This window comes from Salinimonas sediminis (genome assembly GCF_003429285.1).
GTDB classification, from domain to species: domain Bacteria; phylum Pseudomonadota; class Gammaproteobacteria; order Enterobacterales; family Alteromonadaceae; genus Alteromonas; species Alteromonas indica.
The window spans coordinates 1854693-1868914 of sequence record NZ_CP031769.1 but is presented as its reverse complement, the minus strand read 5'-3'; the positions used below and the strand labels follow the sequence as shown (position 1 = coordinate 1868914).

The window sequence follows — 14222 nt, the reverse complement described above, 5'->3', positions numbered from 1 at the left end:
CGCCCCATAGCCTATTGTACAAATGGTGAAGCATCTTTTTAAAAGTACTAGGGTTATCGCAACTGTTACGCGGCGTTAGCACGCTGCAGATAGCTACTCATCACCCGCCGACCTATTATTCTGGCCGCATTTTGGTACTTGTGGTCTTTTACATACCAAACTTGTTCAAGTAGCTGGCCTTCATCGGTAACCAAATAACTTGCCAGTCGCTGCGCGCGATACGGTAAATAAAATTGGTGTAAAAATACCTGGCATGCGGTTGGTACCCGTTGTAGTGCTTGCTGCATACAATAAGGTAGCCCAAGACCTGCACCGTAGGCGTTTTGGCTATTTAGTATGGTGACCCGCTGAAAATCCGAAATAGAGGGCTGTGGCTGAATGCCATAGCGCACAATAAGGTTATCTACCGCTTTAATACCTGTACTCATTACTTACCCCACCAAACACTGTATATATAAACAGTATAATGACGGATGCGTATAATTCAACCGTTTTGTATTAATTATGTACAAAGCGGGTTGCCAGTATCCGCGATTCAAATAGCAAAAGACGCCCAGCTTCAGCCGCTGGCAGGGGCCGGCTGATATCGGGAGGTTATAATCGAGGGAATATAGGTTATACGCAGGCTTCAACCACTAAACCGCCATCTCTTTTCATCGGTAACAGCGATTTAAGGTAAATAAACGGGGGGGGGGCGGTTTAACTTAAATATTATCTTCTAGGTCACTCACAAAAGCGCAGAGCAACACCTTTTTTTAATTAATAATGCGGTATACCTCGAGGGGCCATTTTTTCAAGGCAGATAGTTAATCACCATAATGCCGAGCGCTGATAAACGGCTCAATGTGGCTTTAAATGACCGCTGGCTGACTATCCACTCAGCCAGCGGTAGCGCTTATTGACTGCTGCTGGTTATCGGCAAATCCGTGGGCCGAGGCTTGGGTCGTTTTCTGAATAACCCCCGGATATCGTCCAAAATAAGATATAACGAGGGCACCAGTAATAACGTGATCACAGTAGCAAACAGTATCCCGAAGGCCAGCGATATAGCCATCGGAATCACAATTTGCGCTTGTAGTGAACGCTCAAACACAATCGGCATCAAGCCCATAAAGGTCGTTAACGAGGTAAGAATAATCGGCCTGAAGCGCTGGGTTCCTGCGCTTATTGCAGCATCAATTAACCGGTGTCCTTCTGCGCGGGCTCGGTTAACAAAATCCACCATAATCAGGCTGTCGTTCACTACCACTCCCGACAGGGCAATGATTCCACACAACGACAGTGAACTGACCGCCATTCCCAGTACCAGATGCCCAACAATTGCGCCTACCACGCCAAATGGAATAACCGCCATAATAATGAATGGCTGGGAATAAGAACGCAGCGGCACGGCCAATAATGCATAGATAGCAAACAACGCAAACATCAGGCCTTGAAACATACTGAATATCGCTTCTTGCTCTTCTTTTGAATTGCCTTGTAACTGAAAATTTACCGCCGGATAACGAGCCATAATATCTGGGACTACGTTCATCACTACATCGCGGGTAACCTCACCGGGATCTAGCAAGGCTTTGTCAACTTTTGCGCCTACCGTAATGGAACGGCTACCATCTACCCGAATGATCGAAGAAAAACCTTCACCCAAGCTTATTTTACCCACTTCTTCGAAGGGGATATCATCCCCATTAGGGGCCCTTATCCGCATATTTTCCAGATACTCAATAGAATTTCTGGCTTCTTCAGGGTATCTCACCATAACTTTGACTTCTTCGTCGTCGCGCTGCAAACGCTGGACTTCCGCCCCATAGAAACCGTACCGCACTTGTTGGCCAAGTTGCTGCAAACTGACGCCCAAGGCATCAGCCTGGGGGGTCAGCGACAACTGAATTTCATCGCTACCGCCAGCGAAGGAGTCATTCACGTCACTTAACCCTTCATAGTCGTTCAGTTTGTCTTTCAGTGCCTGTGCGGCGGCTTGTAATGCATCAATATCAGCAGAGGTAAATTCAAAGCTTAAATCCGGTCCGCCGAAGCCGTCTCCAGAGCCGATATTTAAGGTTTTTACGCCTGGTATTTCAGGCATCTGCTCGCGCCAGCGCTGATGTATCTCATAGTCTGGCAGCTCACGTGTCTCCCCTTTGCTGAGCTCTACAAATACCTCTCCGCCAAGGTTGCCATTATCAAATGCAATGGCATGCTTTACCACGCCAGAGCCGGTTTCCTCGGTTATGTTGTTATCCATGCGCTTCATGGCACTCAGCATTTCTTGTAACGCTTTGTCCCGCTGAGCCAAAGACGAGCCTGGTTGTAATTCAAAGCTGGCAGACATGAAATCACTAGGAATATCCGGGAAAAACACAAACCTCACTATACCGCCGGCAAATAAGCCAATGGTTAATATCAGCATCGCCACGAACGTGGCTAACGTGGTGTAGCGGTTACGCACTGCTTTGGCCAAAAATGGCGCATAACGTTGGGTTACAAACCGTTTGAGACCTTCACTGAAGATATTGCGAAACCGTTGAAAACGATTTTGTTTGGTTGGGTCTGGTTTTTTAAGCTTCATGTGCACCAAATGGGCGGGCAAAATGAGCTTTGATTCAATTAAAGAAAAAATCAGACAGATAATTACCACCCATCCAATAGATTTCCAGATCACCCCGAACGGGCCTGATACCATTAACATCGGGGTAAACGCCGCAATCGTCGTTAACACACCAAAGGTGGCTGGCATAGCGACTTTCTGAACCCCCGCAATAACATTATCGGTACTATGGCCTTTGGTGTCGATTTCGGTGTAAGCCGATTCTCCCATAATAATGGCATCATCCACCACGATGCCCAGCACCAGGATAAATGCAAATAAGCTCAGCAGGTTAATCGATACGCCAATAAACTCCATTGGCATAGCCAGGATCGCCCCTAAGAAACACACCGGCAGTCCCCAGATAACCCAAAATGCCAACTTCACCCGTAAAAACAAAGACAGCACAATAAACACCAGTAAAGCCCCCACGCCCATGTTTTCCAACATCATATTGAGGCGATCCTTGAGGTAAAACGAGACATCGCCCCAGGTATCTGCTTTTAAGTGATCTGGAAAATCTGCGGCGTGTTGTTCTATGTAATTATTGACCTGGGTGGAAATATCCAGTGCACTTTGATCGCCTACCGCCCGCACCCGCATACTTACCGCAGGCTTGCCATCAAAATACGCGAATCGGTTATCTTCTACGAAGCCATCGTTTATGGTGGCAACATCCCCTAACCGCACACGCGTGCCGTCGCTACTGGTAAGTAGCGTAAGTTGGGCGAAGTCCCAACCAGTGTAAGCCTGGCCTTTGGTGCGCAGCAAAATGTCGCCATTTTGGGTACGAATAGAGCCGCCAGGTAAGTCCACGCTTGATTGCCTGACCATATTCACAACTTCAGAAAATGTCAGGTTATACTTTTGTAGGTCGGCTTCAGATAATTCTATTGAGACCTCATAGTCGCGGGCTCCGACCACCGTTACACTGGTTATGCCATCGAGATTAGCAATATCATCGCGGATGCCTTTGGCAAACTCTTTAAGTTCACGTTCCGATGCATCGCCATAAACCGACACCCAGATAACATCAGACTGAATTTTTTCGCGGTAAATAACAGGTTTTTCGGTATTCCCCGGGAAGCTGGGTATCGCATCAACCTGTACTTTTACTTCGTCCAGTACTTCCTGAACATCATAGTTTTCCTCAACCTCAATACTTACCGTGCCCATGCCTTCCTGCGCGGTTGAGGTAATTTTTTTAATTCCTTCGAGGTTTTCAATTGCCTCTTCAATTTTAAGTAATACGCCTTCTTCCACTTCCTGTGGGGCCGCCCCCAGGTACGGTACCCGTACGCTGATGACATTAATTTCAATAGACGGAAATATCTGCTTTTGAATGGTAAACGCGCTTACTATGCCGCCCACCAGCAAAATCCACATCAATAGATTAGAAGCCACGTTGTTTCTGGCAAACCACGCAATAAGGCCTTTCTGCGTATCTATTTTATTCATCAGCTTATTCCCCTACCTCAAGGTTGTCAGCCTTGCTCGGAACATCCTGGGTCGCCGGCTTGGTGTTCGCAGGGGCGTCGGCGTCTTCATCTGGTAAGCGAACTTTCATTCCATTGTAAGGGTTGGGTACGGCGCTCAGCACGACTTTGTCACCCTCTTTAACCCCAGCGCTGATATAAACCTGCTCAGCATTAGTGCGGGCTACTTCTACCGGGGTGATTTTTATTTCGTTATCCGGAGTAACCGTTAAGATGGTTTGATCAAGTCGCAGCACACTGCGCGGTAACACAAATAACGAGCGTTGTTCGCCAGCTGATATAGTGGCTTCAACAAACTGCCCAAACCGCAGGGGGGGCTGATTTTGGTTGCTTTCGCGGCGATACGGATCGGCTAGTCTAGCCACCAGGTAACTTACTCTGCTGGCAGCATCCAGTACCCCTTCACTGCGTACCAGGCTAGCTTGCCACTGGCGAACACTGCCGTTCACCCGGGCCTGCAAGGTCACATTGTTCTGCTGCCCTATACCTTGCGCCAGGTCGATAAATGCCATATCGCTGTCAGCAACGGGTAATCGTATTTCAGCAACGTCAGTGCTGTAGACTGTGGCCACCGGGCTACCTATACTGATAAACTGGCCAATATCCACATTACGCTGCACGACCAGACCATTGTACGGCGCCCGAATCTGAGTGCGGTTTAAGTTACGGTTGGCACGCTCCAATTTGGCTTTGGCAGCCTTAACATTGGCTTGCTCGCGGGCCAGTTGAGGCTTGCGTAACCCTAATTCAGGGGGCACCACCGAGTTTACTGAGCGCCACTCCGTTTTGGCGACTTCCGCTCTTGCCAGCTCTTCTGTCAATGCTGCTTGGGCCTGGGCTAGTTCAGCTTCAGCCAGGCTCAACTCTGTTTCATAATCTTGTTGTTCTAACGTCAGTAGCACGTCGCCCTTATTAAACATGCCGCCCGCCACAAAGGCATCGGCCATACTGACTACTTTGCCGCTAACCTGGGCGCTTAATTCAGTACTGTGGCTGGGTAATACGTTACCCTGGGAGGTAACGTTAAAGGTTACGGTCTGCCGGCTGACCGGCGCGGCATCAACCAAAAAGGCTTTAACTTCGGTCGGCTGCTTTTCTGGGGGTTGCTTACTTTTAACCAGTACGACAGTAAATACAATCGCGATAAGCACAATAATTAACGGTATACCCGCTTTAGCCAAGGCGGTGTTTTTCATCCTTTTCCCTTTGAGAATAATCTCTGCAATAACCTAACTATCAAGAAGTTACCGTTAGCAGATGGTCTATTTATAGTCTTATAATTGCAGTGTAACGCGTCTTATCAAGAAGTGCTTGTGTAAAACTGTTAATAAATATGTGTTGGCCCGCGTACCCGTCCAGTCCCTGGGTAAGCGCCCTCACTTTCTTGCTGAAAATTTACCCAGGATGCTTGATATGGTTAGTTTTTAAACGTAATTTAGTGAAGTAGCCATTACCTAAAACGAGAGCAACCATGAGCCTGAAAAAGCAGTTTCTTAAATCTAAACCTGTCTGCAAGGTTACCTTTCGACTTAAAGCAAAGGAAGCAGGAGATGCCACTTCGGCGATTCTGGTAGGAGACTTTAATCAATGGAATGAAAACGTAGAACCAATGAAAAGATTAAAGAACGGTGATTTTACGCAAACCGTGGAGCTTTCCACCAACAATGATTACGCCTTCAGATATATTTTAGACAATGGTAGCTGGGAGAACGATTGGGAAGCCGACAGCTATCGGCGTTCACCTATCAGTAACGAAGATAACTCGGTGGTAAGTGTGTAACGCCAAATGTGCGGTGTTGCAAAACAGATAGATAATGCGGGTATGATCGTTCCCCCACTGGCAAGCTACATTCAATATCCGGGAACCCTGGCAGCACTTACGCCGCCAGGGTACCAAAAGCCGCAGCTATAGTGACTTTTCCAGTTCAGGTAGAATCTCAAATAAATCGCCTACAAGGCCATAATCAGCGACCTGGAAAATAGGCGCTTCTTCATCTTTGTTGATGGCCACGATGACCTTAGAGTCTTTCATGCCAGCCAGGTGCTGTATAGCGCCAGAAATCCCGACCGCGATGTAAAGTTGCGGAGCAACAATTTTACCGGTCTGGCCGACCTGCATGTCATTTGGAACAAAGCCAGCATCCACAGCAGCCCGCGAGGCACCGATTGCTGCACCAAGCTTATCTGCAATACCTTCCAGCAGGGCAAAGTTTTCGCCGTTCTGCATGCCTCGGCCACCAGAGATAATAACCTCGGCAGCGCCCAGTTCCGGTCGTGCTGACTCGGTAAGCTCTTCTGCTACAAACTGTGCACCTTTCGCCGCGCCCCCAAGGGCCAATGTTGCCACCGCCGCATCGCCTGACTCAGGCGATGCGTCAAACGCCGAAGCGCGTACTGTCATGACTTTGATGGTGTCTTGCGACTGTACTGTTGCAATGGCATTACCGGCATAGATAGGGCGTACAAAGGTGTCGGCAGAAATAATATCAATAACGTCGGATAACTGTGCTACGTCCAATAATGCCGCAACCCGGGGCATAAAGTTCTTTCCGGTAGTTGAAGCACTTGCCATAAGGTGGCTGTAGTCTTTGCCCATCTCTACCAAAAGATCAGCTGTATTTTCAGCAAGCTGATGGGAAAAGTGTTCGTTGTCTACCAGCAAAACTTTCGCTACACCAGCAATTTTTGCTGCGGCTTGCGCCAGGGCCTCACAGCCGCTACCTGCAACCAGTACATGAATATCACCGCCAATTTTAGAAGCGGCATTAACCAGCTTCGCGGTTTCTGATTTTAACTGATGGTTGTCATGTTCGGCATAAACTAAAACACTCATGAAATCACCTTCGCTTCGTTTTTAAGCTTGTCGACTAACTCTGCAACACTGGCAACTTTCACCCCACCCGCTCGTTGCGCCGGCGCGGTGACTTTTAACACGGTAACCTTGGAGGTTAAATCGACGCCAAAGTCCGCTGCAGGGATTACTTCCAGCGGCTTACGTTTTGCTTTCATAATATTGGGTAACGATGCATAGCGCGGTTCGTTCAGGCGCAGGTCGGTGGTCACCACGGCGGGCAGGTCGAGCGCGACCGTCTGCAATCCGCCATCAACTTCCCGGGTAACCTTAACGCTGTTCTCACTGACTTCTACCTTTGAGGCGAACGTTCCTTGTGGCATACCGGTAAGTGCAGCAAGCATTTGACCGGTCTGGTTATTATCTGAATCGATACTTTGCTTACCCAGAATAACCAGGCCTGGAGATTCTTTTTCTACCAGCTTGGCGAGTAATTTCGCAATTTGCAGGGATTCAAGCTTTTCTTCTGTATCAATCTGAATACCGCGGTCAGCACCCAGCGCCAGCGCGGTTCTGATCTGCTCCTGACAGCTTTTGTCACCTACCGAAACCACTACGACTTCTTCAGCTATACCCTGTTCTTTTAAACGCACGGCCTCTTCCACCGCGATTTCACAAAAAGGGTTAATAGCCATTTTGGCGTTGGTTAAATCAACCCCTGAATTATCGGCCTTTACCCGCACTTTTACGTTGTAGTCAATGGCACGTTTGACCGGTACAAGTATTTTCATTGGTTACCTCAAGATGTGAGTTTTGCCGGTGTCTTAGCACCTCGTTCCAAATCATCAGCGAAACATTCGCTCGCTTCGTCTCGACTTATTACGCTTTATTAACGTAAATAGACGAAGAATAGTTACAACCTTTACGTTAACGTAAACTTATTTGCAATCTACTTCCTGTTGACGTAAACGTCAACCTGGATTACCTTTCGAAGCAGCATTTAATTTACAAGTTTTTGACACTTCGCATTATTTGTTTCACCTATAGTGCACTATAACGATAATTTTTAAGGAGCCTGTATGGAACGTGAATCAATGGACTTTGATGTTGTCATAGTTGGCGCTGGACCCAGTGGACTGTCGGCTGCTATCCGACTTATGCAACTGGCTAACGAAGCTGACCAGGAGCTCATGGTATGCGTGGTAGAAAAAGGCTCAGAAGTGGGCGCCCATATTTTATCCGGCGCCGTATTCGAGCCACGCGCACTTGCTGAGTTGTTCCCTGATTACAGCTCTCGGGGAGCGCCCCTTAATACGCCGGTAACAGAAGATGAAATATACCTGCTAAACAACGCTACTTCTGCGCGTAAACTCCCCGGTTGGATGACGCCCAAAACTATGCATAACGAGGGTAACTATATTGTCTCTATGGGTAATATGTGCCGCTGGTTGGCCGAGCAGGCAGAACAGCTCGGGGTCGAAATATTTCCGGGTTTCCCCGCCGCCCAGGTCATTTATAATGAAGATGGTAGTGTCGGCGGTGTAATTACCGGCGATATGGGCGTCAGCCACACGGGCGAGCAAAAAGATGGCTTTATGCCGGGTATGGAATTACGCGCAAAATATACGTTATTTGCAGAAGGCTCACGTGGTCACTTAGGGAAAGAGCTCATTGCTAAATTCAATCTGGATAGCGATGTAAGTGAACAACATTACGCTATCGGCTTTAAAGAAATTTGGGATATCGACCCGGCGTTACATAAACCGGGGCTGGTAATCCATTCGGCTGGTTGGCCACTCAATGATGCCACTGGCGGGAGTTATCTGTACCACGCTGAAAATAATCAGGTACTGGTAGGCTTAATTGTAGATTTGAATTACGCAAACCCATACTTAAGTCCGTTTGATGAGTTTCAACGTCTGAAACACCATCCTGTATTCAGTCAATATTTAACCAATGGCAAACGCGTTTCCTATGGAGCCAGAGCGATTACTAAAGGCGGCTTTAATTCGTTACCGAAAATGGCATTTGCCGGGGGCTTATTAATTGGTTGCGATGCTGGCACGTTAAACTTTGCGAAAATAAAAGGCAATCATACAGCAATGAAATCCGGCATGATTGCTGCTGAAACCGTTTTCTCAGAACTGGCAAAAGAAACGCCGGAAAAAACACCGGAAGCGTTTGCTGAAAATTTAAAATCGTCATGGCTTTATGAAGAACTCTACAGTTCGCGAAACTTTGGTCCGGCTATTCATAAATACGGCAATTTCTGGGGTGGTGCCTACAATACGGTAGAACAAAACTATTTTGGTGGCAGTATGTTTGGCCGAACGCTTATGGATAACTCGCAGGATCATGCGCAGATGGTCACTATAGATAAAGCCAGCAAAATAGATTATCCAAAGCCGGACGCGAAACTCAGCTTTGATAAACTATCTTCTGTGTATTTATCGAATACCAACCATGAAGAAGACCAGCCCTGCCATTTACAACTTAAAGACCCGTCTATCCCTATTCAGGTGAATTTGCCCAACTACGCCGAACCTGCTCAACGGTACTGTCCGGCGGGGGTTTACGAGATAGTTGAAGAGGCCGGACAGAAGCATTTTCAAATTAATTCGCAAAATTGCATTCATTGTAAAACTTGCGATATTAAAGATCCCTCACAAAATATACGCTGGGTCACACCAGAAGGTACTGGCGGGCCAAATTACCCAAATATGTGAATTTGATCTTTCTTTTTCGTTTTTAATTAATAAAGCAGCGTATCGCTGCTTTTTTTTTTGAAAGAAATTAACTATGATGTGTTCAGTGCTGGTAATAAATAAACGTAAGGTTAATAAATGAGCGAATTTTTAGAAATTTTAACCCATGGAAGACGTTTACAGGGAGCAGTAAAAGAGTTGTCGCTTGCTGAACTGGAAGCGGTTCAGGAAAAACTTGGCAACATTATTGAGAAGCGTCGTGAAAAAGCGGCGGAAGATCAAGAAAAAGAACAGGAAAAATTGGCTAAGATTGCTGAAATCCAACAGCAATTACAAGCCGCTGGTCTTGATGTAAGTGATTTAGAAGTTGCGCCTGCACAAAAAGCGCAGCCTCGTAAAACAGGTAAGAAAAGACCCGTTAAGTTTATCCTGACAGATAAAACCGGCCAGGAACATAAATGGACCGGTATTGGCAGAATGCCTAAAGTATTTAAAGAAGCCATTGATAGTGGCAAAAAGTTAGAAGACTACTCTATTTAGTAGTTTCTTTTATCTGTATTGCAGCCTTTAAGTATAAAGGCTGAATTAAAGCCGGATGTTAAAAACTTGTGTTTTTAAGCCGGCTTTTTTGTTGCTGGCGTTTTTTGACAAACTTTGAGCAAAAGCAACGTTGGTTTAAAATAATGCTATCCCCATAGTTATTTATTCAGCGTAGCATTTCACGCTTAAGCTGTTGAAAGCGAATTTTGTTAGCGCTATATAGCTGTCCATCTAAAGCGCTATTATCACCTTTTTGCTTTTTTCAATACACTTATTCAGCGCCAATTATTAATGGTAAGAACATCGTTATGAGTACAGGTTTATATTACGAAACAGCAGAAGCCACGCCCGCTGCGCCATGGTTGATATTAATTCATGGTTTGTTCGGCAACCTTGACAATTTAGCAGTAATCAAGCGGCATTTTAGCCAGCAATACAATGTACTGAGTATTGACCTACCCGACCATGGAAAGTCTGACTGGGCACAACCGTTTTCCTTATCGCATACGGTAGAAGAAGTTAATCAGGTGCTATTGCACGTTGGTGCCCGCGAATACCACCTATTGGGCCATTCGCTAGGTGGCAAAGCAGCCATGTTTTATGCTTTACATTATCCTGAGCACGTGGCCAGTTTAATTGTGGCTGACATTGCACCGGTATCTTATCCCGCCCGACATAACGAGATTATTGCAGGGCTGAAAGCGGTAGACCTGGAACAAATAACACAGCGCAAGCAAGCAGATAGTCAATTAGCTGAGTATGTTGATAATCCTGGTGTAAGGCAGTTTTTACTAAAAAGTCTGTATCAGAATGCGCAACAACAATGGCAATGGCGCTTCAATATTGAAGGGCTCAGTGAGGCCTATGACAATATTCGTGGATGGCCAGATAGCACCTTGCAATTCAATAAACCTACCCTATTTATCAAGGGTAGTGAGTCAGATTATATCCAAAGTGAATATAAGGCAGCTATTGCTAAACATTTTCCCCTCGCCAAGGCCCACATCATAGAAGGTACAGGGCATTGGCTGCACGCTGAGAAGCCAGCGGCGTTTAACAGTGTTGTAGAAGGCTTTTTACGCCGACAGGACTAAATAACGCGGTATTTTTTAAACGGTATTCTGTGCCTCGGCCGTATAGAATATGATATAGTCACGCCAAGTTAGGATGGGGTATATGCCCGCTAACAGTTACGAGTTATTTGAATCTGTTTCGATTTACGTTGGCCTGGGAGGCTTGTTTATCTTAATGGGTTTGGCAGTACATGACGTACTTAAGAAAAACGATGTTCCCCTGATTGGGAAAGTAGTGGTTTACGGAGTATTGGGTGCAGGTGCCCTCGGCTTTTTAGCAAAAGGGCTGATTGAAGTATTCTGGTTAGGTACGGGCTTGTAAGCAAAACAGTTAAACAATAGAGGTTGAATATGGCAACTGTTGGCCTATTTTTCGGCAGCGACACCGGCAATACAGAACATGTCGCGAAAATGATTCAAAAAGAACTGGGTAAACATCTTATCGATGTATTTGATATTGCGAAAAGCAGCAAAGAAGCCATTGCGGAATATGACTTGCTGATTTTTGGTATCCCGACCTGGTATTACGGTGAGGCACAGTGTGACTGGGATGATTTTTTCCCAGAACTTGAGGCATTGGAGTTCAACGATAAGCTCGTGGCTATTTTTGGCTGTGGTGATCAGGAAGATTATGCCGAATACTTCCTTGATGCCATGGGCATGATACGTGATATCGTTGAGCCAAAAGGCGCAATTCTGGTGGGTCAATGGCCTACCGCCAGCTATGAGTTTGAAGCATCTAAAGGAATGGCGGACGATGATCACTTTGTAGGTTTGGGGATTGATGAAGACCGTCAGCCTGAACTGACTGAAGAGCGTGTAAAAGCCTGGTGTAAACAGTTATATGATGAGCTGTGTCTGGCTGAACTAGCCTAAGTTGGCCAGTGGGGTTATTTGCACTGCGCACATACTGAAAAAAGCTGCCAAAATGGCAGCTTTTTTTATTTATACCACAAGGCGTTGGTTGCGGTTAAAGGGTGAAGCGTTCTACGGCTGCCCGCAGGCTATCCATTCGCGCATCCAGCTGCATAACCGAATCATTGGCTTTATGTGTGCTTTGGGCGCTGGAATCAGCCAATGTCACTATCACATCCAGGCTACGGGCGACATCCGCCAGTAAGGTATCCTGTTGCTGGGTATCGGTCACGATTTGCCGGTTTATCTGGCTCAATTGAGTAATAATATCCGCTATTTGAGCGACCTGCTGTTTGACTTGTTCAATAATTTGTACCCCGACTTGGGCCTGCTCGCGTCCGGCACTTATGGCATTTACAGCGCCGGCAGCATCCTGTTGCAGGCTATCGATCATTCCTTCGATTTCAGCAGTAGAATTTTGCGTACGAGTCGCAAGCGTTCTGACTTCATCAGCGACTACCGCAAATCCCCGTCCCTGGTCTCCCGCCCTCGCCGCTTCTATCGCCGCGTTCAGTGCCAGCAAGTTGGTTTGCTCTGCAATGGTTTTTATCACATCAAGAATACTACCGATGCTGCGACTATTGTCATCTAACCGGGCGATAGCCAGTGCTGACTGTTCAGCCTGCCGGGCTTGTTCGTTACTTTGCTGGCGGCTTTGTTCAACCAGCCGGGTAATGCTTTGACTTTGTTCGGTGATGGTTTCCAAAGCGGCACTGGATTGTTGAATTTGAGCCAGGTTACTGTGGCTGGTGCGCTGTACGTTCTGGGTATTCGATGAAGTGCGGGTCACTTGCTCACGCTGCTTATCCACATCTTTCAGGCTTCGCTCACCCATTGCCACACTGTCTTTGGATATGGTGACCAGCTGCGTTTCCTGCGTATGGATATTTCCAATCAGCTCGCGCAAACTATGGATAAGTGCATTCACTTTTTTTGCTAAGTCGGCAAATTCATCGTTGCCATGGTCGGGCAGTGAAATGGTTAGATCGCCGTCAGCCACATTACCCAACCCTGCGTTTATCCTGGCCAGGGGCCGGGCTATACTGCGCGTTGCCATCGTAGCCAGTATACACGCGGCCACCAGCCCTACGGCGGATACCAGCAGCGTCTCTGTCAGGCTTTCTTGTACCGTTTCGACAATACTTTGCTGGCCATCGATAGTCGCCTGACTAACGGTTTCAAATAGTGCATTGATAGCCAGTAGCGCAGCCGCCAATGACTGGGTAGCCGCATGCCGAGATTGCTGGCTTTGCGCGACAGCATTAAGTCGCGACTGTTGCAGGGCGATGAGACCATTAGCGCCATTTACCGCTTCTTGTAGTGCCGAAAACTGTTGGTTAAACGCCTCAACCGTACCATTTGTATTAATTGTTTCGGCCAGCCGGTTCAGGTATTCAGTATCTACTTGTAGATTACTGAACTGATAATCCAGGTCTTCTATGATGGCCAGGGTGGCGTCCTTGCTAGTGGTTTTAGCCAGTTCACTAAGGGCCGTGTTCAGGGTAAGCAGTTTATTATCTATATTATTGCCAGCGCCAATAAGGGTCGCTATACCTGGTTGTTGCGAGTCCAGGTAACTCAAATCCAGCATCAATGCACTGGCTTCGTCTGCCAGTGTGATAACCTGCAAGAGCTGTGCTTGCAGGGCGGCATGATAGTCAAGCTTCGCACTGAGTGCATGATACATCTGGCCGGCGTGGTGAATAAATTGCCGTGACTGTTCGACGACGCCTTGATGGGGTACATCGACACTTCTGCGCGCCTTCGCAAGGTTGGTCAACTGGCGCTCATACGTGGTTTGCAGTGCGCTGAACTGAAGCTGGTTAGCGGCCAGGCTAGCCTTGTCTTCCTCGTGAAAACCATTGGCTACCATCGTGGATAACGCTAACGTCTGGGATTTGATATCCATCATCTGCACCTGCAGAGGCATTTTCTCCTCTACCACAGAAACGGCGGCACGACGTATTTCAGTCAGCCCGAAATAAGACAAAATACCTACCAGAAAAAGCAAACACCAGAATATTGCGAAGCCTATTATTATTTTTTTGACTACCGTTAGCCGCATTTACCACATCCTGTAAATAATACTGCGTCTTCTAACATACAAAATTGTTT

At 47.0% G+C, this 14222-nt stretch carries 12 protein-coding genes; 6 read left to right on the top strand and 6 right to left on the bottom strand.

Annotated elements, in window-relative coordinates; all coding sequences use genetic code 11:
* Window positions 1-65: 65 nt before the first annotated feature.
* From D0Y50_RS08405 to D0Y50_RS08395, 3 genes are all read right to left on the bottom strand, one after another.
* On the bottom strand, window positions 66-428 hold the full coding sequence (locus D0Y50_RS08405) for a hypothetical protein (protein WP_117316431.1): 363 nt from the start codon (window positions 426-428) through the stop codon (window positions 66-68).
* Between the two features lie 467 nt (window positions 429-895).
* A complete protein-coding gene (locus D0Y50_RS08400) occupies window positions 896-4045 on the bottom strand; it encodes an efflux RND transporter permease subunit (protein ID WP_117316428.1) in 3150 nt (1049 codons plus the stop codon).
* A gap of 4 nt (window positions 4046-4049) precedes the next feature.
* Window positions 4050-5279, bottom strand: coding sequence for an efflux RND transporter periplasmic adaptor subunit (locus D0Y50_RS08395; protein WP_117316426.1), 1230 nt, complete (start codon window positions 5277-5279; stop codon window positions 4050-4052).
* A 275-nt stretch (window positions 5280-5554) separates the two neighbouring features.
* On the opposite strand from D0Y50_RS08395, the gene D0Y50_RS08390 reads away from it, so the two are divergent.
* Window positions 5555-5863, top strand: coding sequence for an isoamylase early set domain-containing protein (locus D0Y50_RS08390; protein WP_108566926.1), 309 nt, complete (start codon window positions 5555-5557; stop codon window positions 5861-5863).
* A 126-nt stretch (window positions 5864-5989) separates the two neighbouring features.
* Here the strand turns inward: D0Y50_RS08390 and D0Y50_RS08385 are convergent, their stop codons facing one another.
* Both D0Y50_RS08385 and D0Y50_RS08380 read right to left on the bottom strand, forming a co-directional pair.
* A complete protein-coding gene (locus D0Y50_RS08385; protein WP_108566925.1) occupies window positions 5990-6916 on the bottom strand; it encodes an electron transfer flavoprotein subunit alpha/FixB family protein in 927 nt (308 codons plus the stop codon).
* A complete protein-coding gene (locus tag D0Y50_RS08380) occupies window positions 6913-7665 on the bottom strand; it encodes an electron transfer flavoprotein subunit beta/FixA family protein (protein WP_108566924.1) in 753 nt (250 codons plus the stop codon). Before D0Y50_RS08380 ends, D0Y50_RS08385 begins: the two co-directional genes overlap by 4 nt.
* A 288-nt stretch (window positions 7666-7953) precedes the next feature.
* Between D0Y50_RS08380 and D0Y50_RS08375 the strand changes: the two genes are divergently transcribed.
* From D0Y50_RS08375 to fldA, 5 genes are all read left to right on the top strand, one after another.
* The gene (locus D0Y50_RS08375; protein WP_108566923.1) at window positions 7954-9600 is read left to right on the top strand and encodes an electron transfer flavoprotein-ubiquinone oxidoreductase; all 1647 of its coding nucleotides are present in this window, start codon (window positions 7954-7956) and stop codon (window positions 9598-9600) included.
* Between the two features lie 117 nt (window positions 9601-9717).
* Window positions 9718-10119, top strand: coding sequence for an H-NS histone family protein (locus D0Y50_RS08370; RefSeq protein ID WP_108566922.1), 402 nt, complete (start codon window positions 9718-9720; stop codon window positions 10117-10119).
* A 308-nt stretch (window positions 10120-10427) separates the two neighbouring features.
* Window positions 10428-11213, top strand: coding sequence for an alpha/beta fold hydrolase (locus tag D0Y50_RS08365; RefSeq protein ID WP_117316424.1), 786 nt, complete (start codon window positions 10428-10430; stop codon window positions 11211-11213).
* Window positions 11214-11295: 82 nt separating this feature from the next.
* Window positions 11296-11514 (top strand): DUF2788 domain-containing protein, encoded by a 219-nt coding sequence (locus tag D0Y50_RS08360; RefSeq protein ID WP_108566920.1) that lies wholly within the window; start codon window positions 11296-11298, stop codon window positions 11512-11514.
* 29 nt (window positions 11515-11543) lie between these two features.
* Window positions 11544-12068 carry a flavodoxin FldA gene (gene fldA, locus D0Y50_RS08355; protein WP_108566919.1) on the top strand — a complete coding sequence of 175 codons (525 nt, stop codon included), beginning with the start codon at window positions 11544-11546 and terminating at the stop codon, window positions 12066-12068.
* Window positions 12069-12162: 94 nt separating this feature from the next.
* On the opposite strand, the gene D0Y50_RS08350 is transcribed toward fldA, so the two are convergent.
* Window positions 12163-14172 (bottom strand): methyl-accepting chemotaxis protein, encoded by a 2010-nt coding sequence (locus D0Y50_RS08350; protein ID WP_117316421.1) that lies wholly within the window; start codon window positions 14170-14172, stop codon window positions 12163-12165.
* Window positions 14173-14222 lie beyond the last annotated feature (50 nt).

What these genes read in the sequence shown, in the direction of transcription:
- D0Y50_RS08390 (WP_108566926.1), top strand. Translation starts at nt 5,555, where the DNA reads ATGAGCCTGAAAAAGCAGTTTCTTAAATCTAAACCTGTCTGCAAGGTT.
- D0Y50_RS08350 (WP_117316421.1), bottom strand. Translation starts at nt 14,172, where the DNA reads ATGCGGCTAACGGTAGTCAAAAAAATAATAATAGGCTTCGCAATATTC.
- D0Y50_RS08400 (WP_117316428.1), bottom strand. Translation starts at nt 4,045, where the DNA reads ATGAATAAAATAGATACGCAGAAAGGCCTTATTGCGTGGTTTGCCAGA.
- D0Y50_RS08395 (WP_117316426.1), bottom strand. Translation starts at nt 5,279, where the DNA reads ATGAAAAACACCGCCTTGGCTAAAGCGGGTATACCGTTAATTATTGTG.
- D0Y50_RS08365 (WP_117316424.1), top strand. Translation starts at nt 10,428, where the DNA reads ATGAGTACAGGTTTATATTACGAAACAGCAGAAGCCACGCCCGCTGCG.
- fldA (WP_108566919.1), top strand. Translation starts at nt 11,544, where the DNA reads ATGGCAACTGTTGGCCTATTTTTCGGCAGCGACACCGGCAATACAGAA.
- D0Y50_RS08380 (WP_108566924.1), bottom strand. Translation starts at nt 7,665, where the DNA reads ATGAAAATACTTGTACCGGTCAAACGTGCCATTGACTACAACGTAAAA.
- D0Y50_RS08360 (WP_108566920.1), top strand. Translation starts at nt 11,296, where the DNA reads ATGCCCGCTAACAGTTACGAGTTATTTGAATCTGTTTCGATTTACGTT.
- D0Y50_RS08370 (WP_108566922.1), top strand. Translation starts at nt 9,718, where the DNA reads ATGAGCGAATTTTTAGAAATTTTAACCCATGGAAGACGTTTACAGGGA.
- D0Y50_RS08375 (WP_108566923.1), top strand. Translation starts at nt 7,954, where the DNA reads ATGGAACGTGAATCAATGGACTTTGATGTTGTCATAGTTGGCGCTGGA.
- D0Y50_RS08385 (WP_108566925.1), bottom strand. Translation starts at nt 6,916, where the DNA reads ATGAGTGTTTTAGTTTATGCCGAACATGACAACCATCAGTTAAAATCA.
- D0Y50_RS08405 (WP_117316431.1), bottom strand. Translation starts at nt 428, where the DNA reads ATGAGTACAGGTATTAAAGCGGTAGATAACCTTATTGTGCGCTATGGC.